Origin of the sequence: Pseudomonas sp. Marseille-Q0931 (assembly GCF_940789645.1) — a bacterium.
Lineage (GTDB): Bacteria > Pseudomonadota > Gammaproteobacteria > Pseudomonadales > Pseudomonadaceae > Aquipseudomonas.
On the sequence record NZ_CALNWT010000009.1, the window covers coordinates 47,910 to 73,005 of the forward strand.

Sequence of the window (25,096 nt, forward strand, 5' to 3'; positions counted from 1 at the left end):
GCAGGAAGCTGTCATGTGCAAATTGGCCTATCTGTTGACGCTGCTCTGCCTGCCCCTGCTGGCCGAGGCGTCCTCGACCTACCGCTGCGGCAGCGCGCTGGTCAGCAAGACAGCGCCCAGCGCCGAGGTGCTGAGCAAGTGTGGCGAACCTGCCAGCCGAGATTTTCTTGGCTACAAGGAAGTGCTCGACAGCTATGGTTTTCGCAACGAGGTGACTGTCGAAGAGTGGATCTACGGACCGAAGAATGGCATGTACCACTTCTTACGTTTCGAGGGCGGTCGCCTGAGCGAGATACGCAGCAAACGCGGTCGCTAAGGTATTGCCGCAGTGCCGGCCCAACCGGTTCAGCACGCATAAAAAATCAAGGCCCCGCCGGTCATACCGGCGGGGCCTTCGAGCATCCGTGCCTGTCGCTATCCGTGCTGAGGCGTCCATGTCGGCAGCATCCGTGCTGATGTGACATCCGTATCTGAAGCTATCCGTACTCGTGCGGCATCCGTACCAGGCTATCCGTGCTTAGAGCTTGTCGCTGAAGTCGCGCAGCTCTTGCTGGGCCTTTTCCTTGGTCCAGCCATAACGTTCTTGCAGCTTGCCGGCCAGATAGTCGCTGTGGCCCTCGGCGACGTCCAGGTCGTCATCGGTCAGGTTGCCCCAACGTTCCTTGATACGACCGTTGAGCTGCTTCCATTTGCCTTTGATGATGTCGCTATTCATGGTCATTCTCCCAGTGACAGAAGGTTAGGCCGGGCTACAGCCCGGCCGGCTCGGCTATCAGTCAGCGGTTTTCAGGGCATCGGCGGACACGTCACGCACACCCTCGATTTCCTTGGTCTTGGCGATAGCCAGGTCACGCTCGGCATCGGTGGACACCACGCCGGACAGGGAAACCACGCCTTGGTTGGTCTCGACCTTGATGTCCAGGGCGCTGAGGTCAGAATCAGCGATGAAGGTGGACTTCACTTTGCTGGTGATCCAGGTGTCGGATACCGCCTGCTCGGCTTTATCCACGGTGTCATTGGCCGCCAGCATGGTCGGCTCTGCGGCGAAAGCTGCGGAGGCCAGAGACATGCTCAGCACGGCAGCGGTCAGGGTGGTAGCGGCAAAACGGTTGATTGGCTGTTTCATGATTCGACTCCTGTACATTGCAGACAATCTGCAAACCAACTCCTGGTTGCAGGTTCACCAGTACTATCGCAAGCGCTGTGCCAGTTTTTTAAAAACCAATAAATCCTTTAAAAACAACAACTTATTTACAAGCAAGGAAAGCCGTTTGATTGCATTTCGCCGAGTCTGAAAAAAACACTCGGGCAATTTGCATGGTTTACACAGTACAGCCGTATGTGATGTCAGATCGAATCGGAAAATTCGCGGATGCCGCGCTTTGCGAGAGTGAAGCGGCCGCCTGCAGTCAACGCGGCGGGCGAAGCCCTGACACTCCCGGCTCGTAATGGACCTGAATGAAGGCAGAGCGCGAAGGTTGATGGCCGAGCCTGACAGGCGGACATAAAAAAGGGCTCCCGCAGGAGCCCTTCTCGTTCGAACAGACGAGCCGTGCTTAGACGCCAGAGGCCTCAGCAGCAGCTACATCCTTGATCGACAGCTTGATACGGCCGCGGTTGTCCACGTCCAGTACCAGTACCTTCACTTCCTGGCCTTCCTGCAGCACGTCGGTGACCTTCTCCACACGCTGATCGCTCAACATGGAGATGTGCACCAGACCGTCCTTGCCCGGCAGGATGTTGACGAAGGCACCGAAGTCGACGATACGCTCGACCTTACCCACGTAGATCTTGCCGATCTCGGCTTCTGCAGTGATGGCCAGCACGCGCTGCTTGGCAGCATCGGCCGCTTCCTTGGTTTCGCCGAAGATCTTGATCGAGCCGTCGTCTTCGATGTCGATCGAGGCCTTGGTCTCTTCGCAGATGGCGCGGATGGTGGCGCCACCCTTACCGATGACGTCGCGGATCTTGTCCTGGTCGATCTTCATCGCCAGCATGGTCGGCGCGTTGGCCGACAGCTCGCTGCGCGACTGCGCGATGACCTGGTTCATCTGGCCGAGGATGTTCAGGCGCGCTTCCAGCGCCTGCTCCAGCGCCTGCTCCATGATCTCTTCGGTGATGCCCTGGATCTTGATGTCCATCTGCAGCGCGGTGACGCCCTTGGCGGTACCGGCTACCTTGAAGTCCATGTCGCCCAGGTGGTCTTCATCACCGAGGATGTCGGTCAGAACGGCGAACTTCTCGCCTTCCAGCACCAGACCCATGGCGATACCGGCTACCGGCGCCTTCATCGGCACACCGGCGTCCATCAGCGCGAGGGAAGCGCCGCAGACCGAAGCCATGGAGGACGAACCGTTGGACTCGGTGATTTCCGATACCACGCGGATGGTGTACGGGAATTCGTCAGCGCTCGGCAGCATGGCAGCGACGCCACGACGGGCCAGGCGGCCGTGGCCAATTTCGCGGCGACCGGTAGCGCCCATGCGACCACACTCACCGACCGAGTACGGCGGGAAGTTGTAGTGCAGCATGAAGGGGTCTTTCTTCTCGCCTTCGAGGGTATCCAGCAGTTGTGCGTCGCGAGCGGTGCCGAGCGTGGCCACGACCAGCGCCTGAGTTTCGCCACGGGTGAACAGCGCCGAACCGTGGGTCTTGTCCAGCACACCGACTTCGATGTTCAGGCCACGTACGGTACGGGTGTCACGACCATCGATACGCGGCTTGCCGTTGACGATGTTCTCGCGCACGGTGCGGTATTCGATTTCGCCAAAGGCTTCCTTCACTTCGCCGGCAGTAGGCTGATCCTCTTCGCCGGAGAACTTGGCCACGACCTGATCACGCAGCTCGCCCAGACGCGCGTAGCGATCCTGCTTGATGGTGATGGTGTAGGCCTGGGAAATCGCATCACCGAACTCACCACGGATGGCGTTCAGCAGCGCGGTGTTTTCCGGCTTCGGCTGCCAGTCCCAGGTCGGTTTGCCAGCTTCGGCAGCCAGCTCGGCGACAGCCTGAATGACAGCCTGGAACTCTTCATGGGCGAACAGCACGGCGCCGAGCATCTGGTCTTCGGTCAGCTCTTTGGCTTCCGATTCGACCATCAGTACGGCGTCTTTGGTACCCGCAACCACCATGTCCAGGCTAGAGGCTTTCAGCTGCTCGTAATTCGGGTTCAGCAGGTAGCCGGTTTCCGGGTGGAAGGCGACGCGCGCGGCACCGATCGGGCCGTTGAACGGAATACCGGAGATAGCCAGGGCAGCCGAGGTACCGATCATCGCAGCGATGTCCGGATCGGTCTTCTTGCTGGTGGAAACTACAGTGCAGATGACCTGCACTTCGTTCTGAAAGCCTTCCGGGAACAGCGGGCGGATCGGACGATCGATCAGACGCGAGGTCAGGGTTTCTTTCTCGGAAGGACGCGCTTCACGCTTGAAGAAACCGCCAGGGATCTTGCCGGCTGCGTAGGTCTTTTCCTGATAGTGCACGGAGAGCGGGAAGAAGCCCTTGCTCGGGTCCGCGGTCTTGGCGCCGGTGACGGCAACCAGCACGCTGACGTCGTCGTCAACGGTGACCAGCACTGCGCCGGAGGCTTGACGGGCGATACGGCCAGTCTCGAGGGTAACGGTCGACTGACCGAACTGGAATTTCTTGATTACCGGGTTCACGGTGTTTTCCTTCTCTTTGTTGCCTTGGGGGAAATTGGAAAGAAGCGCGGGAGTCGGACCCGGTGCATCCCTCGAAAAGCCGAAAGCTGGAAGCCCGACGCCACGAGGTGAGGATCACTCCCCACTCGCGGCGCCGAACTCCCAGCTTCCAACTTGTGCAGCTCGCGTCTATTAACGACGCAGGCCCAGGCGACCGATCAGGGCGCTGTAACGACTGGTGTCTTTACCCTTCAGGTAGTCCAGCAGCTTACGACGCTGGTTAACCATACGGATCAGACCACGACGGCTGTGGTGATCCTTACCGTTGGCCTTGAAGTGACCTTGCAGCTTGTTGATGTTGGCGGTCAGCAGGGCAACCTGCACTTCCGGGCTACCGGTATCGCCTTCAGCTTGCTTGTAGTCGTTAACGATCTGGGCTTTTTCTTCAACGCTGAGTGCCATGTTGGCTTCCTCTCATCTGGAAACTGCCGAGGCAGTCTCAATAGGCCGGGAATCGCTTCCCGTGTTTTAAAAAGAGGAATGACCGTGCCTACTAACAGCCACCCTCGCAACACCTGATGACGACATCGTCAGCATCAGGCTTTCAGCCATTTCGGCCGAAACTGTCGGCGCTACGCGCCGGTATAAATCAGTCGCCGCGGGGCGATACGCCCATCGTCGCTCACTTCACCGATACCGATGAAGCGACCATTGTGATCCTGTACCCGCACCATGCCAAACTTCGGCGCTTCCGGTGCCCGCACTGGTTGCCCTTGCAGCCAGTAGAACGCGCTGTGCTCGGAGAACTGCAGCAGCGGCCAGTCCAGCAGCCCGCTGTCGACCGGCTGTAGGAAGCGATCGAGCGCTGCGCTGCCGCCCTCGGCATGCACCGCTTCCAGCTCTTCAAGCGTCACGGTGCGCGCCAGATCGAACGGGCCGGCCTTGGTCCGACGCAGTTCGGCGACATGGGCGCCGCAACCGAGCAATTGGCCGAGGTCTTCGACCAGGGTGCGAATGTAGGTGCCTTTGCTGCAATCCACCGCCAGACGCGCCTGCTCACCTTCCACAGCCAGCAATTCCAGGCGCGCAATAGTAACAGAACGCGCCTCGCGCTCCACTACTTCACCTGCACGGGCCAGCTTGTACAGCGGCTGCCCGTCCTTCTTCAGGGCGGAGTACATCGGGGGTATCTGTTTGATTTCCCCGCGAAAACGCGGCAACAGGGCCTCGATTTCAGTGCGACCAACGGTCACCGCGCGGCGTTCGAGCACATCACCTTCAGCATCGCCGGTGGTGGTGGTCACGCCGAGCTGGGCCACCGTCTCGTAACCCTTGTCGGCATCGAGCAGGTACTGGGAAAACTTGGTCGCCTCACCGAAGCACAGCGGCAGCACGCCGGTTGCCAGCGGATCGAGGCTACCGGTATGCCCGGCCTTCTCGGCATTGAGCAGCCAGCGTACCTTCTGTAGCGCCGCGTTGGAGGTGAAGCCACGCGGCTTGTCCAGGAGGATGATGCCGTCGACCTTGCGGCGAATACGTTTGACCTGCGCCACGCTTATTCCTCGCTGCCGTCCTGGTGCTTGCGATCTTCCGCCACCGCACGCTCGATCAGTGCCGACAACTCGGCACCGCGACGAATGCTGGCGTCGTACTGGAAGTGCAGTTGCGGGATGGTGCGCACTTTCATCGACTTGCCCAGCAGCATGCGCAGATAGCCGGCTGCCTCACCGAGAATCTCCAGGTTGAGTTTGATCTGCTCGGCGTCGTCGTCCTTGCCCATCACGGTGATGAACACCTTGGCATGGGACAGGTCGCGACTCACGTCGACGGCGGTGATGGTTACCAGACCCAGGCGCGGGTCCTTGATCTCGCGCTGGATCAACACTGCCAGCTCGCGCTGCATCTGATCACCGATACGCTGAGTACGGCTGTAATCTTTGGCCATAAAAGCTGCCTCAAGCTTCAAGCGCTAAGCTTCAAGCTAAAAAATACCAAAAAGCCAAACGGCAAGCTCAACAGGTGGGCCAGGCCACCTCTTGAAGCTTGCCGCTTGAGGCTTGCAGCTGTGTTTACAGGCTGCGCGCCACCTGGACCTTCTCGAACACTTCGATCTTGTCGCCGACCTTGACGTCGTTGTAGCTCTTCACGCCGATACCGCACTCCATGCCGTTACGCACTTCGGCGACGTCGTCCTTGAAGCGACGCAGCGATTCCAGCTCGCCTTCGAAGATCACCACGTCCTCGCGCAGTACGCGGATCGGACGGTTGCGGTAGACGGTGCCCTCGATGACCATGCAGCCAGCGACGGCGCCGAACTTCGGTGAACGGAACACGTCACGCACTTCCGCGGTGCCCAGGATATTCTCGCGAACATCGCTGCCGAGCATACCGGTGAGCGCTTTCTTGACGTCTTCGATGATGTCGTAGATGACGTTGTAGTAGCGCATGTCGAGGCCTTCGGACTCAACGATCTTGCGCGCACCAGCGTCAGCACGGACGTTGAAGCCGAACAGCACGGCATTGGAAGCCAGAGCCAGGTTGGCATCGGACTCGGTAATACCACCGACGCCGCCACCGACCACACGCACCTGCACTTCGTCGTTGCCCAGGGTGCTGAGCGAGCCCTGCAGGGCTTCCAGAGAACCACGAACGTCGGCCTTGAGGACGATGTTGAGGGTCTTCTTCTCTTCCTGGCCCATGCTTTCGAAGATGTTTTCCAGCTTGCCCGCGTGGGCGCGAGCCAGCTTGACCTCGCGGAACTTGCCCTGACGGAACAGCGCAACTTCGCGGGCCTTCTTCTCGTCGGCCACCACCATCATCTCGTCACCGGCATCCGGCGTTCCGTCCAGGCCGAGGATCTCGACCGGAATCGACGGACCGGCTTCCTTGATCGGCTTGCCGTTCTCGTCGAGCATGGCACGCACGCGGCCGTAGTTGACGCCGACCAGAACCATGTCGCCCTGACGCAGGGTACCGTCCTGAACCAGTACGGTAGCGACCGGGCCACGGCCCTTGTCCAGACGCGACTCGACCACGACACCACGACCAGGCGCGGTCGGAGTGGCTTTCAGTTCGAGAACCTCGGCCTGCAGCAGCACGGCTTCGAGCAACTCGTCGATACCGGTACCGGCTTTGGCAGAAACCGGTACGAACGGTGCGTCACCGCCCCACTCTTCCGGAATCACGTCCAGCGCGGCCAGGCCGTTCTTGATGTTGTCCGGGTTGGCTTCCGGTTTGTCCATCTTGTTCACCGCGACCACGATCGGCACGCCAGCGGCTTTCGCGTGCTGCACGGCTTCCTGGGTCTGCGGCATCACGCCGTCGTCAGCAGCGACGACGAGGATGACGATGTCGGTGGCCTTGGCACCACGGGCACGCATCTGGGTGAACGCGGCGTGACCGGGGGTATCGAGGAAGGTGACCATGCCGCGGTCAGTTTCCACGTGGTAGGCACCGATGTGCTGGGTGATGCCACCCGCTTCACCGGAAGCCACCTTGGCCCGACGGATGTAGTCGAGCAGCGAGGTCTTACCGTGGTCGACGTGACCCATCACGGTCACCACCGGCGCACGGGACATGGCCTCGCCTTCGAACTTCAGCGACTCGGCCAGGGAATCTTCCAGCGCGTTGTCGCTGACCAGCTTGACCTTGTGGCCCAGCTCTTCGGCGACCAGCTGGGCAGTTTCCTGATCCAGTACCTGGTTGATGGTGGCAGGCGAGCCCATCTTGAACATGAACTTGATGACTTCAGCGGCCTTCACCGACATCTGCTGGGCCAGTTCGCCCACGGTGATGGTCTCGCCAATCGACACTTCACGCACAACCGGACCGGCCGGAGCCTGGAAGCCGTGCTGGTTGCGCTTCTTCATCTTGGCCTTGCCGCGACCGCCACGACGGAAGCCGTCGCTCTCTTCGTCGACACTGCGCGGTGCGACACGCGGAGCTGGTGCCTTTTCCTTGAGGGTCGGACGGTGCTGCGCGTGCTTGCGATCACGACGCTCGTCTTCGTCGCTGCGCGCCTTCTCGGGACGGCGCACTTCCTCTTTCTTGCGCTCGGCGTCGACAACCGGAGCAGCAGCAACCACGGGCTCGCTGGCCGGGACCGGCGCAGCAGCGGGTGCAGGGGCTTCGGTAGCGGCGGCCGCAGCCTGACGCTTGGCCTCTTCCTCGGCCTTGCGCTTGGCTTCTTCCTCGGCCTTCAGACGCTCGGCCTCGGCAGCTGCCTGCTGAGCTTCCAGCTCACGCTGCTTCTCGGCCTCGAGCTCTTCCGGGCTGCGCTTGACGAAGGTCTTCTTCTTGCGCACTTCAACGCTGATGGTCTTGCTGCCAGCAACCTTGAGGGTGCTGGTGGTCTTGCGCTGCAAGGTAATCTTGCGCGGCTCTTCGACCTTGTCGCCGTGACTGCTCTTGAGATGGGCCAGCAGGGCCTGTTTCTCACTATCGGTCACTACTTGTTCGGCACTGCTGTGGGACAGGCCAGCTTCACGCATCTGCTGCAGCAGGCGCTCAACCGGAGTGTCGACCACTTTGGCCAGTTCTTTCACCGTGACTTGCGTCATGCATCTTTCTCCTCAGGCCGCAACCGCTTATTCGAACCAGTGGGCTCGAGCGGCCATGATCAGCTTGCCGGCACGCTCTTCGTCGATGCCGTCGATGTCGAGCAGGTCGTCGATCGACTGCTCGGCCAGGTCTTCACGGGTAATCACGCCGCGCAGCGCGAGCTCAAGAGCCAGCGCCTTGTCCATGCCTTCCAGTTCCAGCAAATCATCCGCCGGATGGGCATCGGCCAACTTCTCCTCGTTGGCGATCGCCTTGGTCAGCAGACGATCCTTGGCCCGTGCACGCAGCTCATTGACGATGTCCTCGTCAAAGCCATCGATGCTGAGCATTTCTTCCATGGGTACGTAGGCAATCTCTTCGAGACTGGTGAAACCCTCTTCGACCAGGACTTGAGCCAGTTCTTCGTCGACTTCCAGCTCGTCGATGAAGGACTGCATGATGTCGCCGGTTTCCGCCTGCTGCTTGGCCTGAATGTCCGCCTCGGTCATCACGTTCAGCGTCCAGCCGGTCAACTGACTGGCCAGACGTACGTTCTGACCGCCACGACCAATGGCCTGAGCCAAGTTGTCTTCGCCAACGGCGATGTCCATGGCATGGGCATCTTCGTCGACGATGATCGCAGCCACTTCAGCCGGCGACATGGCATTGATCACGAACTGCGCGGGGTTGTCGTCCCACAGCACGATATCGACACGCTCGCCACCCAGCTCGCCGGAAACGGCCTGAACGCGCGAACCGCGCATGCCGATGCAGGCGCCCTGCGGGTCGATACGCTTGTCCTTGGAGCGCACGGCGATCTTGGCGCGCGAGCCCGGATCACGGGAGGCGGCCTTGACGTCGATCAGCCCTTCGGCGATTTCCGGTACTTCGATGCGGAACAGCTCGATCAGCATTTCCGGAGCGGTACGCGACAGGATCAACTGCGGGCCGCGGTTCTCGGTACGAATTTCCTTGAGCAGGGCACGCAGACGCACGCCAACGCGGAAAGTCTCGCGTGGGATGATGTCTTCGCGGGCCAGCAGCGCCTCGGCATTGTTGCCTAGGTCGACGATGACGTTATCGCGGGTGACTTTCTTCACGGTGCCGGAGATGATCTCCCCCAGGCGCTCGCGGTAGGCATCGACCACCTGCGCACGCTCGGCCTCACGCACTTTCTGCACGATGACCTGCTTGGCGGTTTGCGCGGCGATACGGCCGAACTCGATGGACTCGACTTTCTCTTCGAGCACATCACCGATCTTGGCGTTGGCCTCGACGGCCTGCGGCATGTCGTCGGTCAGCTGGTGAGCCGGATCGTCGAATTCGGACTCGTCGACCACGGTCCAGCGACGGAAGGTCTCGTAGCTGCCGTTGTGTCGGTTGATCGACACACGCAGATCGACTTCGTCCTCGAACCGCTTCTTGGTGGCGGTCGCCAGAGCCAGCTCCAGCGCCTCGAAAATCACGCCGGCCGGTACACCCTTCTCGTTGGATACCGACTCAACAACCAGCAGTACTTCTTTGCTCATCGTACGCCTCGCCTTTCGCAATCCATTGGTTATGCGCAATCCGCGTCACGTTTACGCCATGGGCGCCAAACACGTGAGCTGCCGCGCTACCTTCGCGCCATCTGAGTCGCTCGAACTGCACAGAAGGCTGGCAGCCCGGCAGCGACGCAGATTCGCATTTCAATCAAATCGGGGGATGATATTGGCCTTGTCGATCAGGTCGATCGGCAACAGATACTCGTGGTCATCCACCTGCACCACCACGTCCTGCTCCTCCACACCGCGAAGGAGGCCCTGGAAGTTACGACGCCCGTCGAAAGGCGAACGCAGCTTGATCTTCACTTGCTCACCGACATGCGCCGCAAACTGTTCAAGGGTGAACAACGGGCGATCCATCCCGGGAGAAGAAACTTCCAGCGTGTACTCGGAGGAAATCGGGTCCTCGACATCGAGTACACCACTGAGCTGACGGCTGACGATTTCACAATCGTCGATCAGGATACCGTCGGCCTTATCGATATAGACACGCAGCAGCGAATGACGCCCCTGCGACAGGAACTCGATGCCCCAACACTGATAACCGAGCGCCTCGATTACCGGGGCCAACAAGGCCTGCAACTGTTCTAGCTTGCTCGACACTTAACGGCCCTCGTGCATGCTGTGCAAATAAAAAATGGGCGAAACGCCCATCCCGTCTGTCCGCGATAGAGCAGCGGACACTGTGTTTCAGCTAACAAAAAGCCCCTTAAAAGGGGCTTCTGAAACTGGTTGCGGGGGCAGGATTTGAACCTACGACCTTCGGGTTATGAGCCCGACGAGCTACCAGACTGCTCCACCCCGCGTCAAAGCTGGGCCGGAATTATACGGCCACCCCCTGGCAAGGGTCAACCAAACACTCCAGCAACAAGAAAGCCCGCTAACTGCGGGCTTTCTTGAGTATGGTACCGAGGAGGGGACTCGAACCCCTACAGCCTATGGCCACTACCACCTCAAGGTAGCGTGTCTACCAATTCCACCACCTCGGCAAAACGGTTACTGCTCTGGATCCTCCGGAACATCCGAAGCATCGGATGCTGGAGCTTGCTCTTCGAGCACCGGCACGTCTTCGACGGCCGGCTTTTGTTGAACTTCCAGAACCGCTGGATCTGGCAGACCAACCTGAGTCAGCGCATCAGCTTTTTCTTTAGCAAAGAACGCTAAACCCAAGCTGGTAATGAAAAAACCTGCGGCAAGTATACCAGTAAACTTACTCAGAAAGGTAGAGGAACCTTGGCTTCCGAATACAGTTGCCGAAGCACCCGAACCGAACGACGCACCCGCGTCAGCGCCTTTACCCTGCTGCAGCAAAACCAGCACTACAATCCCGATCGCACCCAGCAGGTGCAGAACAACAATGACGGTTTCCAGCATTCTTCAGTTTCCTGCAGCGCGACAGATCGCACCGAATTCATCCGCATTCAGAGAGGCGCCACCTACGAGCCCCCCATCGATATCCTGCATGCCGAACAGCTCGGCTGCACTGGCGGCCTTCACACTGCCGCCATAAAGAATTCTCAGCTCGCTCGCCACCTCAGCATCCAGCTGCGCAACCTGCGCGCGAATCGCTGCGTGCACTTCCTGAGCCTGCTCAGGCGTAGCGGTCAGGCCGGTACCGATAGCCCAGACAGGCTCATAGGCAACTATGGCATTCTTCAGTGCTTCGACACCTAGGGCATCTACCACTGCGGCCAACTGGCCACCCACCACACCCAGCGTTGCATTCGCTTCACGCTGCTCACGGGTTTCACCGACGCAGAGCACCGGCATCAAACCCGCCTTCTGCACCGCGGCAAACTTGCTCACGACCACTTCGTCACTTTCACCCAGGATCAGGCGACGCTCCGAGTGACCGACCAGCACCAGCTCACAACCGCCATCGACCAGCTGGCTAACAGCCAACTCACCGGTCAAGGCACCCTGCTCCACCTGCGCTGCGCAATCCTGCGCTCCAACCTTCACCGCCCTCGAACCCAGGCCTTCGACGACCTGGGCGAGATGCAGACTGGAGGGGAAAACCGCGACATCCACATCAGCGGGCAAGGCCTGTTGACGCAACCCTTCGATCAGCTCTGCGACGCTGGCGCGGGTACCGTGCATTTTCCAGTTACCTGCAACCAAGGGGCGACGCATGCTTTACCTCGTCGATCAAAGAGGGCGCAGATATTACCCAAGAGCACCCCCGGTAGCAAGCTCAATTCAAGCACAGACTTCGGCAACAATCTTAGCCAATTCATCGGCATAGCCGCGAACCGTGGATTCATCGTCACCTTCGACCATCACCCGCACCAGCGGCTCGGTGCCGGACTTGCGCAGCAGCACGCGACCGCGCCCAGCCATGCTCTCGGTAACCCGCGCACAGGCCTCCTTGACCGAAGGATGCTCGAGCGGGTCGACCGCGCCGGAGAAGCGCACATTGACCAGTACCTGCGGGCATTTCTTCAGGTCGCTACGCGCATCGACGAGGCTCTGGCCACGGCGCTTGAGCGCCATCAGCACCTGCAGCGCGGCAATGATCGCATCGCCGGTGGTGGTGTGCTGGAAGCACACCAGGTGCCCCGAGTTCTCACCACCCAGCTGCCAGTTGCGCGACAGCAGCTCGGCGATCACGTAACGGTCACCGACATTGGCGCGAATGAACGGGATATTCAGATCGGCCAGTGCCAACTCCAGGCCCAGGTTGCTCATCAGCGTACCGACCACACCACCGCGCAGTCGCCCGCGCTCCTGCAGATCGCGGGCGATAATGAACAACAATTCATCGCCGTCGACCACCGCCCCATGCTGATCGACCATCAGCACACGATCCGCGTCACCGTCGAAGGCAATGCCCAGATCGGCTTGCTGCGCGACCACTTCGGCCTGCAGCGCCGCGATGTGCGTGGAGCCACAACCATCGTTGATATTGAGGCCATCGGGCTGTGCCGAGATGACCCGCACTTCCGCGCCCAGCTCACGAAATACGCTCGGCGCCACCTTGTAGGCAGCACCATGGGCGCAGTCGATGACGATCTTCAGCCCCTTGAAACTGGTACCACTGGGCACACTGCCCTTGCAGAACTCGATGTAGCGGCCAGAGGCATCATTGATTCGCGATGCCTTGCCAATCCCGGCAGACTCGACCACCGTCATCGGCTGGTCGAGGAGCTCCTCGATCATCAACTCCACGTCATCCGGCAGCTTGGTGCCTTCGCTGGAGAAGAACTTGATGCCATTGTCATCGTGCGGGTTGTGCGAGGCGCTGATGACGATGCCCGCATCGGCCTGGAAGGTGCGCGTCAGGTAGGCGATGGCCGGCGTCGGCATCGGACCGAGCAACTGCACGTCCGCGCCAGCAGCAGCCAAGCCGGCCTCCAGAGCGGACTCGAACATGTAGCCGGAGATTCGCGTGTCCTTGCCGATCAGAATGCGGCACTTGCCTTCCTTGCGAAACGCCATGCCGGCCGCCCAGCCGAGCTTGAGCATGAAATCGGGGGTAATGGGAAACTGACCGACGCGCCCACGAATACCGTCGGTGCCGAAGTATTTTCTAGCCATAACGCTTTCCTTATTAGCAGGACATTGAAAACTACCTGCCTTGTACGGCCGTCGTTAAAAACAGCCTCAAAATGCTCATTTACAACACGTAAGATCGAGCGCGACTCCGAGCGTTTTTTTCGGCTGTTTTTGCCTAGCCCAGACCACCTCGTCTACGCGTTCAAAAGCCTGTTATTGCGCTGCCTCGACCGCAGCGATCATGCGCACCACGTCCACCGTCTCGGCGACATCGTGCACACGCAGAATATGTGCACCCTTGGTCAACGCCAGGGCGGCCAATGCCAGGCTGCCGTACAGACGCCCGCCAACTTCATGCCCTAGCACCTTGCCGATCATGCTCTTGCGCGAGACACCGACCAGCAGAGGGCAGCCCAAGGCAGAGAGTTCACTCATGCGCTTGAATAGGGTCAGATTGTGCTCCAGGGTCTTGGCAAAGCCAAAGCCCGGATCGAGCACGATCCGCTCGGCGGAAATACCAGCCGTCGCGCATGCCGCCATGCGCTCGACGAGAAAATCGCGCACCTCGCTGAGGACATCCGGATACTGCGGATTGTCCTGCATGTTGCCCGGCTCACCGCGCATGTGCATCAGACACACCGGCAGCCCCGTGTCGGCCGCAGCATCGAGAGCGCCATCGCGCTGCAGCGAACGCACGTCATTGATCAGCCCTGCGCCGAGTCTTGCGCTTTCGCGCATGACTGCCGGTGTCGAGGTATCCACGGAAATGATCACATCCAGCTCGCGGGCGATAGCCTCGACCATCGGCGCAACGCGCTCCAGTTCCTCTGTCGGCGAAACGCTTCGCGCGCCCGGGCGCGTGGACTCACCACCGATATCGATCAGCGTCGCACCCGCGACCACCATCTGCTCGGCATGACGCAAGGCAGCATCGCGCGCCGTGAAACGACCACCATCGGAGAAGGAATCAGGGGTGACGTTGAGGATGCCCATCACTTGCGGACGGGAGAAATCAAGAAGCCGGCTGCCACAAGGCAGCCGGCTCGGGTGTTGCTGTCGAAGCATATGGAACCTTAATGCTCGGCCGCTGGCCCACCGATGGGGTTCTCGGGACGACTGGGTTCGTCGACCTTGGCCTGCGGCGCACCGGAGTCGCCACCACCGTCCCAACCACGCGGTTCGCGAGGCTCACGACCACCCATGATGTCGTCGATCTGCTCGGAGTCGATGGTTTCGTACTTCATCAGCGCTTCAGCCATGGCATCGAGCTTGTCGCGGTTCTCCACCAGCAGCTTCTTGGCAGTGGCGTAGCACTCGTCAATGATGCGGCGCACTTCTTCGTCGATCTGCTTGGCGGTCTCGCCGGAAACATTGCTGTTCTGGCTGCCCATGCTGCGACCAAGGAACACTTCACCCTCTTCCTCGGCATACATCAGCGGACCGAGCTTCTCCGACAGGCCCCACTTGGTGACCATGTTCTTCGCCAGCTGGGTGGCGCGCATGATGTCGTTCGAGGCACCGGTGGTGACGCCGTCGAAGCCCAGGGTCATTTCCTCGGCGATACGGCCGCCAAACAGCGAGCAGATCTGGCTGATCAGGGCACGCTTGCTGAGGCTGTAGCGATCCTCTTCCGGCAGGAACATGGTCACACCCAGAGCGCGACCGCGGGGAATGATGGAAACCTTGTAGACAGGGTCATGCTCGGGCACCAGGCGACCAACGATGGCATGACCGGCCTCGTGGTAGGCGGTGTTGAGCTTCTCCTTGTCGGACATGACCATGGTCTTGCGCTCGGCGCCCATCATGATCTTGTCCTTGGCCAGCTCGAACTCCTTCATTTCCACCAGGCGCTTGCCCGCACGAGCGGCGAACAGCGAGGCTTCGTTGACCAGGTTGGCCAGGTCGGCACCGGAGAAGCCCGGCGTACCGCGGGCGATGACCGCCGCATTGACGTCGTCCCCCATCGGCACCTTGCGCATGTGCACTTTCAGAATCTGCTCACGACCACGGATATCCGGCAGGCCAACGACTACCTGACGGTCGAAGCGGCCCGGACGCAGCAGCGCCGGGTCGAGCACGTCAGGACGGTTGGTGGCAGCGATGACGATGATGCCGTCATTCATCTCGAAGCCGTCCATCTCCACCAGCAACTGGTTGAGGGTCTGCTCACGCTCATCGTGACCGCCGCCCATGCCGGCGCCACGATGGCGACCGACGGCGTCGATCTCGTCGATGAAGATGATGCACGGGGCGTGCTTCTTCGCCTGATCGAACATGTCGCGAACGCGACTGGCACCGACACCGACGAACATTTCGACGAAGTCGGAACCGGAAATGGTGAAGAACGGCACTTTCGCCTCGCCGGCCACTGCCTTGGCCAGCAGCGTCTTACCGGTACCCGGCGAGCCGACCATCAGCACGCCGCGCGGGATACGACCACCCAGGCGCTGGAACTTGCCCGGATCACGGAGGAATTCGACCAGTTCGCTGACTTCTTCCTTGGCCTCGTCGCAACCGGCGACATCGGCGAAGGTGGTCTTGACCTGGTCTTCAGAAAGCAGGCGCGCCTTGGACTTGCCGAAGCTCATCGGGCCGCCCTTGCCGCCCGCACCGCCCTGCATCTGGCGCATGAAGAACATGAACACGGCGATGATCACGAGAATCGGGAAGCTGGCGACCAGCAACTGAGTCCAGATGCTCTGCTGCTCGGGCTGCTTGCCTTCGATGACCACATTGTTGTCGATCAGGTCGCCGATCAGACCACCATCCTGGATAGCAGGACGAATAGTCTTGAAGCCTTCGCCATCGGTGCGCTTGCCGGTGATCACGTAACCATCAACAGTGACGCGCTCGACGCGCCCTTCCTTGACCTGCTCGATGAATTGCGAGTAGCTCAGGGTCTGCGGCTCGCTCGGGCTGGAGAAGTTGTTCATCACGGTAACCAGCACCGCCGCGATGATCAGCCACAGGATCAGATTCTTTGCCATGTCGTTCAATTAGCTACCCTCTGAAGCAGGCCTCGTGGCGAAGCAGGCTTCCCATGACGACCAATGATATACCGACCTAACTTACACCAAACGCCCGCGTCCCGCAGGCACCGTCTGTAACCCTTTATGAGGTTTCTGCCACTGAGACCGACACTGCGGGCACCAGTTTCAACTCACCCCACGAAAACCGCGCGCCAAGAGATATTGCTCACGAGAACGATCTCGTGACGACAGCGGCTTGCGCATCTGCACCTTGTCGAAAGTCTCGCGCACCTGCTTGTGGTACGCATCGAAGCCCTCGCCCTGGAAAATCTTGATCAGGAAATCACCGCCAGGCCGCAACACTCGCCCCGCGAGGTCCAGCGCCAACTCACATAGGTACATGGCGCGCGCCTGATCAGCGGTCCTCACCCCACTCATATTGGGGGCCATATCGGAAATAACAAGGTCGACCGGATTTTCGCCAATGGCTTCGAGCAACTGGGCAAACACCGCATCGTCGGTAAAGTCGCCCTGAATGAAGGTAACGTCGGGAATGGCGTCCATTTCCAGAATATCGGAGGCGATCAGGCGGCCCTTGTCACCAATTACCCGACTGGTCACCTGCGACCAGCCACCTGGCGCAGCGCCAAGGTCGACCACGGTCATGCCGGGACGCAGAATGCGATCCTTCTCCTGGATTTCCAGCAACTTGTAGCTGGCGCGCGAACGATAGCCGTCCTTCTGCGCCATCTTCACGTAGGGATCGTCGAAATGTTCTTTCAGCCAACGCTGGCTGGTTTTGGAACGTGCCACTGAAACCTCGAATTCAACGGGTCATGAATAACTGCGCGGGCTCGGGTAAGATAGGCGCCGTTTTCCAGACCGAATTAGGTACTAACGATTATGCCGCTCACTCAAGAGCAGAAGAAACAATTCAAATCTATCGGCCACCACCTGAAACCTGTATTGATCGTGGCTGACAATGGTTTGACCGAGGGCGTGCTGGCCGAACTGGACCGCGCTCTGAACGATCACGAGCTGATCAAGGTACAGCTGCGTCTCGCCGAACGCGAGGATCGCCAGGCTGCCATCGCCGCCCTGTGCGAAGCCGGCCGCGCCGAGTTGGTGCAGTCGATCGGCAAGGTCGCCCTGGTCTATCGCAAGAATCCCAAGCCGAATCGCAACCTGTCCAACGTGATCCGCTACCAGGGCTGAGCAGGCGCGGGAGCGGATTTGTTCGCGTCACAGCGGGCCAGCGCCACGCGTTGATTGCGAATGAATTCGCTCCTGCAGAACACCCGCTAGCGCCTCGCCGGCGTGCCCGGAACCGGCTGCAGCACCAGCAATAGCCCACAGAATGCCATCACCAGATAGCTGAAGCGTAACCAGTACTCGGCCTGCGGCCATTGGTGCAACGCGACGAAATAACTCAGGGCCATGACCGCAACGGTCAACAAAAGCTGCCCGCGCATATCCCGCCACAGACTCGAGAGCCCGTCACTGCGCAGTAGCGCAACGGCCTGCAGCGCCACGCATACGGCCGTCAGGCCAACCAGCAGCGGCGCCAGGCGCTCGGCTATTTCCTGCACCAGCAGAGGTGCCAGGCCGGTCTGGCCGATGGCCGGCAGAATGACGAAATGCAATAACCACAAGCCGCCGACCCAGAGGGTCTGGGCCAGCTGCCAACTGACGGCAGCGGCCCGCGACGGCAGGTGTGGCTTAGACGTGACGGACTTCGACAATCTCGTACTCGACCAGACCACTGGGCGTCTGCACGCCGACCACATCACCCTCGCTCTTGCCAACCAGGGCACGGGCGATGGGCGAACCGACGGAGATCTTGCCCTGCTTGATGTCGGCTTCGTCTTCACCAACGATCTGGTAGGTCACGCTCTCGTCGGTTTCGACGTTGGCGATTTCCACGGTAGTGCCGAAGATCACCTTGCCGGTGTGCTCGATGCTGGTGACATCAATGATCACCGCGTTCTGCAGGCGTCCTTCGATATCACGCACGCGCGCCTCGACCATGCCCTGCTCTTCACGCGCGGCGTGGTATTCGGCGTTTTCCTTGAGGTCGCCCAGCTCGCGAGCCTCGGCAATCGCCTGGCTCAGTGCGGGACGACGCACCTTGGTCAGGTGCGCTAGCTCTTCTTCCAGGGCGCGAGCGCCCTGGACGGTCATGGGGTACTTGTTCATACCTTGATTCCTGCATGCAGATCCTGCAGCCGGCGCACGGTCTTCTCGGGACCGAACTTGAGCGCCTCACAGACCGCCTGCCCCGCCGCGATGGTGGTGGTGCAGTAGATCTTGTGCTGCAGAGCGTTACGACGGATCGAGTAGGAGTCAGCGATGGACTGACGCCCCTCGGTGGTATTGATGATCAGGGTGACTTCGTCGTTCTTGATCATGTCGACCACGTGCGGACGACCTTCGGTCACCTTGTTCACGCGGCGCACCGGCAGACCGGCAGCCTCGATCACCTTGGCGGTGCCAGCGGTGGCGACCACCTCGAAGCCGAGGCTGACCAGATCACGGGCAACCTGTACCGCCTGCTCCTTGTCATCCTCACGCACGCTGATGAAGGCGCAACCGGTGTTCGGCAGGATCTCGCTGGCACCGACCTGGGCCTTGGCGAAGGCTTCGCCGAAGCTGTCACCGACACCCATCACTTCACCAGTGGATTTCATCTCCGGGCCGAGGATCGGGTCGACACCCGGGAACTTGGCGAAGGGGAACACCGCTTCCTTGACACTGAAGAACGGCGGAATGATTTCCTGGGTGTAGCCCACCTCGGCCAGGGTCTTGCCGGCCATGACGCGAGCAGCCACCTTGGCCAGCGACTCGCCCACGCACTTGGAGACGAACGGCACGGTACGCGAGGCGCGCGGGTTCACTTCGATGACGTAAATGTCTTCGCCCTGTACGGCCATCTGCACGTTCATCAGGCCGATCACGCCGAGCTCCAGGGCCATTTTCTTGACCTGTTCGCGGATTTCGTCCTGGATGTGCGCCGGCAGCGAGTAAGGCGGCAGCGAGCAGGCGGAGTCACCGGAGTGCACACCGGCCTGTTCGATGTGCTGCATGATCGCGCCGATCACCACGGTTTCGCCGTCGCTGACTGCATCCACGTCCACTTCGATGGCGCAGTTGAGGAAGCGATCGAGCAGCACCGGGCTGTCGTTGGACACCTTCACCGCTTCGCGCATGTAGCGCTTGAGTTCTTCTTCCTGGTAGACGATTTCCATCGCCCGGCCGCCCAATACATAGGACGGGCGCACCACCATCGGGTAGCCGATGTTCTTGGACAGCGCCAGCGCTTCGTCTTCGCTACGCGCAGTGGCGTTGGCCGGCTGACGCAGGTTCAGGCGCTGCACCATCTGCTGGAAGCGCTCGCGGTCTTCGGCGCGGTCGATGGCCTCGGGGCTGGTGCCGATAATCGGCACGCCGGCTTCTTCCAGCGCGCGGCAGATCTTCAGCGGCGTCTGGCCGCCGTACTGCACGATCACGCCTTTGGGCTGCTCGACGCGGACGATTTCCAGCACGTCTTCCAGGGTCACCGGCTCGAAGTACAGGCGATCGGAGGTGTCGTAGTCGGTGGAGACGGTTTCCGGGTTGCAGTTGACCATGATGGTCTCGTAACCGTCTTCACGCATGGCCAGTGCGGCGTGCACGCAGCAGTAGTCGAACTCGATGCCCTGGCCGATACGGTTGGGACCGCCGCCGAGGATCATGATCTTGTCGCGACCGCTCGGGTTGGCCTCGCACTCTTCCTCGTAGGTCGAGTACATGTAGGCGGTGTCGGTGGCGAATTCGGCGGCGCAGGTGTCCACGCGCTTGTACACCGGCAGCACTTTCAGCTTGTGCCGGTGGGCACGCAGGCTCTTCTCGGAAACGCCCAGCAGCTTGGCCAGACGCGCATCGGAGAAGCCCTTGCGCTTGAGTTTGAACATCAGGTCGTAATCAATGGCCGACAGCCCCAGGGTCTGCACGGTGGCTTCGTCCTTGATCAGATCTTCAATCTGCACCAGGAACCACTCGTCGATGCGGGTCAGCTCGAACACTTCGGCGACGGTCTTGCCGGCGCGGAAGGCATCGGCCACGTACCAGATGCGGTCGGCGCTGGGCACGGTCAGCTCGCGACGCAGAGTGCTTTCGGCTTCCGGGTCGTTCAGGTCGAGCTTCGGATCGAAGCCGGCAACGCCGACTTCCAGGCCACGCAGGGCTTTGTGCAGCGACTCCTGGAAGGTACGGCCGATGGCCATGACTTCACCGACGGACTTCATCTGCGTGGTCAGGCGGGCGTCGGCCTTGGGGAATTTCTCGAAGGCGAAGCGCGGAACTTTGGTCACCACGTAGTCGATGGCCGGCTCGAACGACGCCGGAGTGCGACCGCCGGTGATGTCGTTGGAGAGCTCGTCGAGGGTGTAACCGACGGCCAGCTTGGCGGCGATCTTGGCGATCGGGAAGCCGGTGGCCTTGGAAGCCAGCGCCGAGGAACGCGATACGCGCGGGTTCATCTCGATCACCACCATACGGCCGGTGTTCGGGCAGATGCCGAACTGCACGTTGGAGCCGCCGGTTTCCACACCGATCTCACGCAGCACCGCCAGCGAGGCGTTACGCAGGATCTGGTATTCCTTGTCGGTCAGGGTCTGCGCCGGTGCGACGGTGATCGAGTCACCAGTGTGCACGCCCATCGGGTCGAAGTTCTCGATGGAGCAGACGATGATGCAGTTGTCCTTCTTGTCGCGGACCACCTCCATCTCGTATTCCTTCCAGCCGATCAGCGATTCGTCGATCAGCAACTCGTTGGTCGGCGACAGATCGAGACCACGGGCGCAGATTTCTTCGAATTCTTCACGGTTGTAGGCGATGCCGCCACCGGTGCCGCCCATGGTGAAGCTTGGGCGGATGATGCATGGGAAGCCGACTTTCTCCAGCACGCCGTAGGCTTCTTCCATGCTGTGGGCAATACCCGAAACCGGACAGGCCAGGCCGATATCCTTCATGGCTTTGTCGAAGCGCGAACGGTCTTCAGCCTTGTCGATGGTGTCGGCGTTGGCACCGATCATCTCGACGCCGAATTTCTCCAGCACGCCGTGGCGCTCCAGGTCCAGCGCGCAGTTGAGTGCGGTCTGGCCGCCCATGGTCGGCAGCAGCGCGTCCGGGCGCTCCTTCTCGATGATCTTGGCCACGGTGGCCCACTTGATCGGCTCGATGTAGGTGGCGTCGGCCATGGCCGGGTCGGTCATGATGGTGGCCGGGTTGGAGTTCACCAGGATGACGCGGAAACCTTCTTCCTTCAGCGCCTTACACGCCTGCGCGCCGGAGTAGTCGAACTCACAGGCCTGGCCGATGACGATGGGGCCGGCGCCGAGGATCAGGATGCTTTTGATATCTGTACGTTTTGGCATGGTCTTCTCGAATTCTCTGCTCGGCGGGCTTAGCGGCGTTTGGCCATCTCATTGATGAAACGGTCGAACAACGGCGCAACGTCGTGCGGGCCTGGGCTAGCCTCGGGGTGACCCTGGAAGCTGAAGGCGGCCTTGTCGGTACGCTCGATGCCCTGCAGGGTACCGTCGAACAGCGACTTGTGGATCGGGCGCAGATTGCTCGGCAGGCTGCTCTCGTCCACGGCGAAACCGTGGTTCTGGCTGGTGATCATCACCACGCCGCTGTCGAGGTCCTGTACCGGGTGGTTGGCGCCGTGGTGGCCGTGGCCCATCTTCAGGGTCTTGGCACCGGAGGCCAGGGCCAGTAGCTGGTGACCGAGGCAGATGCCGAACACCGGAATTTCGGTTTCCAGGATTTCCTGGATCGCCTTGATCGCGTAGTCGCACGGCTCGGGATCGCCAGGACCATTGGAGAGGAACACGCCATCGGGGTTCAGCGCCAGCACTTCGCTGGCAGGGGTCTGCGCAGGCACTACGGTCAGGCGGCAGCCGCGAGCGACCAGCATGCGCAGGATGTTCAGCTTCACACCGTAGTCGTAGGCCACGACGTGGTACGGCAGATCGGCAGCGGCGATTTCCGGATGGCTGTCGTTCTCCAGATTCCACACGCTGGAACGCCACTCGTAGCGCTCGGTGCAGCTGACTTCCTTGGCCAGATCCATGCCCTTGAGACCCGGGAAGCTGCGCGCCAGCTCCAGCGCTTTTTCTTCAGTGGCGTCGTCGCCAACCAGGACGCAGCCGTTCTGCGAGCCCTTCTCACGCAGGATGCGGGTCAGGCGACGGGTATCGATGCCGGCGATGGCGACGGTACCGTTCTCTTTCAGGTACTCGTCCAGCGGTTGCTTGTCGCGCCAGTTGCTGGAAATCAGCGGCAGGTCGCGAATGATCAGGCCGGCGGCCCAGACGCGGTTGGACTCGGCATCTTCCGGCGTGGTGCCGGTGTTGCCGATATGCGGGTAAGTCAGGGTAACGATCTGCTGGGCATAGGATGGATCGGTAAGGATTTCCTGATAGCCGGTCATGGCGGTGTTGAACACCACCTCTCCGATGGTCTGGCCATCGGCCCCGATGGAATCGCCGCGAAAAATGCTGCCGTCAGCAAGGGCTAAAATGGCAGGTTTGGGGGCTGGCTTAGTCAAGAAGACCTCCGTCACGATCAAGGCTTGAAGCAAACGCAGGTTGTAAAAAAGCGGGATGACGTGTGAAGGTCATCCCGCTTTTTTATTTGAGCCATTCTGCGTAACTTTTAGTGGACACACTAAAACAGGAAGCTTACAGGAAAACCCTTTTTCGGTCCACCCGATAAGACGCCTCAGTCACACATTCGCGTCAACGCAGGCTCAACACGTCCTGCATGTCGTACAGGGCAGGCGAACGCTGCTGCAGCCACAACGCGGAACGCACCGCTCCCTTGGCGAAGGTCATGCGACTGGAGGCCTTGTGAGTGATCTCCACGCGCTCGCCATCGGCAGCGAATAGCACGGTGTGATCCCCTACTACATCGCCGGCACGCACGGTGGCGAAACCGATGGTCTCGCGCTCGCGCGCCCCGGTCTGACCTTCACGGCCATACACGGCCACCTTCCGCAGATCACGCCCCAGCGCATCGGCGACCACTTCACCCATGCGCAGCGCAGTGCCGGAGGGCGCATCGACCTTGTGCCGGTGATGCGCCTCGATGATCTCGATATCCACGTCATCGCCCAGCACGCGGGCGGCGGTATCCAGCAGCTTCAGACACAGGTTGACGCCGACGCTGAAGTTGGCGGCAAAGACGATCGGGATCTGCTTGGCCGCTTCGCTCAGCTGCTGTTTCTCTTCCACGCTAAAACCGGTGGTGCCGATCACCATGGCCTTGCCCGCCTGACGGCAGACTTCCAGGTTCTTCAGCGTCACCGACGGATGGGTAAAATCGATCAGCACGTCAAAATCATCGAGCACCGCCGCCAGGTCACCTGCCAGGGTCACGCCGATCTTGCCCAAACCGACCAGCTCACCAGCATCGGCGCCGATCAGGCTGCTATCGGCACGATCTACAGCGGCGCTGAGCTTGGCGCCCTCGGCCTGACTCACGGCCTCGATCAGGGTCTTGCCCATACGCCCGGCGGCGCCCATCACTGCAATACGTTGCATAACATCAGCTCCAAGCTGCAGGCCTCAAGCTGCAAGCCAAGCGCAATAACCTCTTGCCGCTTCTGGCTTGCCGCTTGACGCTCAATTAAACGTCACCGAAGAAGCGCTTGACGCCTTCGAACCAGCCACTGGCCTTGGGCGAGTGGGAGTCGTCGCCCTGCAGCGACTTGCGGAACTCCTCGAGCAGCTCGCGCTGACGCTTGTTCAGGTTGACCGGCGTCTCCACCGCCACCCGGCACATCAGATCGCCCGCACCACCGCCACGTACCGGGGCCACGCCCTTGCCGCGCAGGCGGAACAGCTTGCCGGTCTGGGTGCCTTCCGGAATCTTCAGCTTGACCCGACCATCCAGGGTCGGCACTTCCAGTTCGCCACCCAGCGCCGCATCGGCGAAGCTGATCGGCACTTCACAGTACAGATGCTTGCCGTCGCGCTGGAAGATCGCATGCTCACGGACGTTGACCACCACGTAAAGGTCACCGGCCGGGCCGCCATGCGCGCCGGCCTCACCTTCGCCGGACAGGCGAATGCGATCACCGGTATCGACACCTGGCGGCACCTTGACCGACAGCGTCTTGCTCTCTTCCACCCGACCCTGACCATGGCAGCTGCCACAGGGATCGGTGATCATCTTGCCGCTGCCATGGCAGCGCGGGCAGGTCTGCTGCACGGAGAAGAAGCCCTGCTGCATGCGCACCTGACCGATACCACCGCAGGTAGTACAGGTGACCGGGCTGGTGCCCTTCTTGGCGCCGCTGCCATCGCAGGTCTTGCAGCCGACCAGAGTCGGCACGCGAATGGTCACGGTAGTGCCACGCACCGCCTCTTCCAGGTCCAGCTCAAGGGTGTAGCGCAGGTCGCTGCCACGCTGGGCACCGCCGCGCGAACCGCCACGGCCGCCGCCGAAGAAGTCGCTGAACACGTCACCGAAGATGTCAGAGAAGTTGGCGCCACCGAAACCGGCACCGCCGCCACCGCCCATCTGCGGGTCGACCCCGGCATGGCCGTACTGGTCGTAGGCTGAACGCTTGCTGGCGTCGGAGAGCACTTCGTAGGCCTCGTTGGCCTCCTTGAATTTCTCCTCGGCGTCTTTGTCGTCCGGGTTGCGATCCGGATGGTATTTCATCGCCAGGCGCCGATAGGCCTTCTTCAGGTCGGCCTCGCTGGCGCCGCGCTCGACCCCCAGGATCTCGTAATAATCACGTTTTGCCATAGTTGTGCTGCACTCTCAGATTCGTGAGCTCCAGATACGCCGACGCGGGAGAAGGCTCCCGCGCGGCGAATCCTGCCCGTCGCGAGCGACGGTGGAGCAAAAAGCAGAG

General features: G+C 61.0%; 23 protein-coding genes and 2 tRNA genes. 2 read left to right on the forward strand and 23 right to left on the reverse strand.

The window, feature by feature from the left end; all coding sequences use genetic code 11:
* The first annotated feature begins 13 nt into the window (after positions 1-13).
* The gene (locus P3C50_RS15170) at positions 14-316 is read left to right on the forward strand and encodes a DUF2845 domain-containing protein (protein ID WP_275546655.1); all 303 of its coding nucleotides are present in this window, start codon (positions 14-16) and stop codon (positions 314-316) included.
* Between the two features lie 201 nt (positions 317-517).
* Here P3C50_RS15170 and P3C50_RS15175 read toward each other — a convergent pair whose 3' ends face one another.
* From P3C50_RS15175 to rlmE, 17 genes are all read right to left on the reverse strand, one after another.
* Positions 518-715 (reverse strand): CsbD family protein, encoded by a 198-nt coding sequence (locus tag P3C50_RS15175; protein ID WP_090433494.1) that lies wholly within the window; start codon positions 713-715, stop codon positions 518-520.
* Between the two features lie 57 nt (positions 716-772).
* Positions 773-1,126, reverse strand: coding sequence for a BON domain-containing protein (locus P3C50_RS15180; protein WP_197855336.1), 354 nt, complete (start codon positions 1,124-1,126; stop codon positions 773-775).
* A gap of 430 nt (positions 1,127-1,556) precedes the next feature.
* Positions 1,557-3,662: a polyribonucleotide nucleotidyltransferase gene (pnp, locus tag P3C50_RS15185; protein ID WP_275546656.1), complete on the reverse strand. Its 2,106-nt coding sequence runs from the start codon at positions 3,660-3,662 to the stop codon at positions 1,557-1,559.
* Positions 3,663-3,833: 171 nt separating this feature from the next.
* Positions 3,834-4,103, reverse strand: a complete 270-nt coding sequence (rpsO, locus tag P3C50_RS15190) for a 30S ribosomal protein S15 (protein ID WP_004424394.1) — start codon at positions 4,101-4,103, stop codon at positions 3,834-3,836.
* A 170-nt stretch (positions 4,104-4,273) separates the two neighbouring features.
* On the reverse strand, positions 4,274-5,194 hold the full coding sequence (truB, locus tag P3C50_RS15195; protein WP_197855338.1) for a tRNA pseudouridine(55) synthase TruB: 921 nt from the start codon (positions 5,192-5,194) through the stop codon (positions 4,274-4,276).
* 2 nt (positions 5,195-5,196) lie between these two features.
* Positions 5,197-5,586 carry a 30S ribosome-binding factor RbfA gene (gene rbfA / locus P3C50_RS15200; RefSeq protein WP_024309414.1) on the reverse strand — a complete coding sequence of 130 codons (390 nt, stop codon included), beginning with the start codon at positions 5,584-5,586 and terminating at the stop codon, positions 5,197-5,199.
* Positions 5,587-5,710: 124 nt separating this feature from the next.
* Positions 5,711-8,200: a translation initiation factor IF-2 gene (gene infB / locus P3C50_RS15205; protein ID WP_275546657.1), complete on the reverse strand. Its 2,490-nt coding sequence runs from the start codon at positions 8,198-8,200 to the stop codon at positions 5,711-5,713.
* A 27-nt stretch (positions 8,201-8,227) separates the two neighbouring features.
* Complete coding sequence (gene nusA / locus P3C50_RS15210) at positions 8,228-9,709, reverse strand: transcription termination factor NusA (protein ID WP_197855340.1); 1,482 nt, start codon at positions 9,707-9,709, stop codon at positions 8,228-8,230.
* A gap of 159 nt (positions 9,710-9,868) precedes the next feature.
* The gene (gene rimP / locus P3C50_RS15215; protein WP_013716994.1) at positions 9,869-10,327 is read right to left on the reverse strand and encodes a ribosome maturation factor RimP; all 459 of its coding nucleotides are present in this window, start codon (positions 10,325-10,327) and stop codon (positions 9,869-9,871) included.
* A gap of 126 nt (positions 10,328-10,453) precedes the next feature.
* Positions 10,454-10,530: transfer RNA gene (locus tag P3C50_RS15220), tRNA-Met, on the reverse strand.
* A 97-nt stretch (positions 10,531-10,627) separates the two neighbouring features.
* Positions 10,628-10,713 (reverse strand) — tRNA-Leu (locus tag P3C50_RS15225).
* A 7-nt stretch (positions 10,714-10,720) separates the two neighbouring features.
* Positions 10,721-11,098, reverse strand: a complete 378-nt coding sequence (gene secG / locus P3C50_RS15230) for a preprotein translocase subunit SecG (protein WP_275546658.1) — start codon at positions 11,096-11,098, stop codon at positions 10,721-10,723.
* Positions 11,099-11,101: 3 nt separating this feature from the next.
* On the reverse strand, positions 11,102-11,857 hold the full coding sequence (gene tpiA / locus P3C50_RS15235; protein WP_275546659.1) for a triose-phosphate isomerase: 756 nt from the start codon (positions 11,855-11,857) through the stop codon (positions 11,102-11,104).
* Positions 11,858-11,923: 66 nt separating this feature from the next.
* Entirely contained in the window at positions 11,924-13,261 is a 1,338-nt protein-coding gene (glmM, locus tag P3C50_RS15240) for a phosphoglucosamine mutase (protein WP_275546660.1), read from the reverse strand.
* 171 nt (positions 13,262-13,432) lie between these two features.
* A complete protein-coding gene (gene folP / locus P3C50_RS15245; RefSeq protein WP_275546661.1) occupies positions 13,433-14,284 on the reverse strand; it encodes a dihydropteroate synthase in 852 nt (283 codons plus the stop codon).
* 8 nt (positions 14,285-14,292) lie between these two features.
* A complete protein-coding gene (gene ftsH, locus P3C50_RS15250) occupies positions 14,293-16,206 on the reverse strand; it encodes an ATP-dependent zinc metalloprotease FtsH (RefSeq protein WP_197855345.1) in 1,914 nt (637 codons plus the stop codon).
* A 168-nt stretch (positions 16,207-16,374) separates the two neighbouring features.
* A complete protein-coding gene (gene rlmE, locus P3C50_RS15255; RefSeq protein ID WP_275546662.1) occupies positions 16,375-17,001 on the reverse strand; it encodes a 23S rRNA (uridine(2552)-2'-O)-methyltransferase RlmE in 627 nt (208 codons plus the stop codon).
* Positions 17,002-17,091: 90 nt separating this feature from the next.
* Here rlmE and yhbY point away from each other — a divergent pair, with 90 nt between their 5' ends.
* Positions 17,092-17,403: a ribosome assembly RNA-binding protein YhbY gene (gene yhbY / locus P3C50_RS15260; protein WP_275546663.1), complete on the forward strand. Its 312-nt coding sequence runs from the start codon at positions 17,092-17,094 to the stop codon at positions 17,401-17,403.
* 86 nt (positions 17,404-17,489) lie between these two features.
* Here the strand turns inward: yhbY and P3C50_RS15265 are convergent, their stop codons facing one another.
* From P3C50_RS15265 to dnaJ, 6 genes are all read right to left on the reverse strand, one after another.
* A complete protein-coding gene (locus P3C50_RS15265) occupies positions 17,490-17,930 on the reverse strand; it encodes a DUF4149 domain-containing protein (RefSeq protein ID WP_275546664.1) in 441 nt (146 codons plus the stop codon).
* The gene (gene greA / locus P3C50_RS15270; RefSeq protein WP_197855349.1) at positions 17,908-18,384 is read right to left on the reverse strand and encodes a transcription elongation factor GreA; all 477 of its coding nucleotides are present in this window, start codon (positions 18,382-18,384) and stop codon (positions 17,908-17,910) included. Before greA ends, P3C50_RS15265 begins: the two co-directional genes overlap by 23 nt.
* Complete coding sequence (carB, locus tag P3C50_RS15275; protein WP_275546665.1) at positions 18,381-21,602, reverse strand: carbamoyl-phosphate synthase large subunit; 3,222 nt, start codon at positions 21,600-21,602, stop codon at positions 18,381-18,383. The genes greA and carB overlap by 4 nt, the downstream gene beginning before the upstream one ends.
* Positions 21,603-21,631: 29 nt before the next feature.
* Positions 21,632-22,780 (reverse strand): glutamine-hydrolyzing carbamoyl-phosphate synthase small subunit, encoded by a 1,149-nt coding sequence (gene carA, locus P3C50_RS15280; RefSeq protein WP_275546666.1) that lies wholly within the window; start codon positions 22,778-22,780, stop codon positions 21,632-21,634.
* 190 nt (positions 22,781-22,970) lie between these two features.
* Positions 22,971-23,774 carry a 4-hydroxy-tetrahydrodipicolinate reductase gene (dapB, locus tag P3C50_RS15285; RefSeq protein ID WP_197855352.1) on the reverse strand — a complete coding sequence of 268 codons (804 nt, stop codon included), beginning with the start codon at positions 23,772-23,774 and terminating at the stop codon, positions 22,971-22,973.
* Between the two features lie 85 nt (positions 23,775-23,859).
* Positions 23,860-24,987: a molecular chaperone DnaJ gene (gene dnaJ, locus P3C50_RS15290; RefSeq protein ID WP_197855353.1), complete on the reverse strand. Its 1,128-nt coding sequence runs from the start codon at positions 24,985-24,987 to the stop codon at positions 23,860-23,862.
* Between the last annotated feature and the right edge of the window lie 109 nt (positions 24,988-25,096).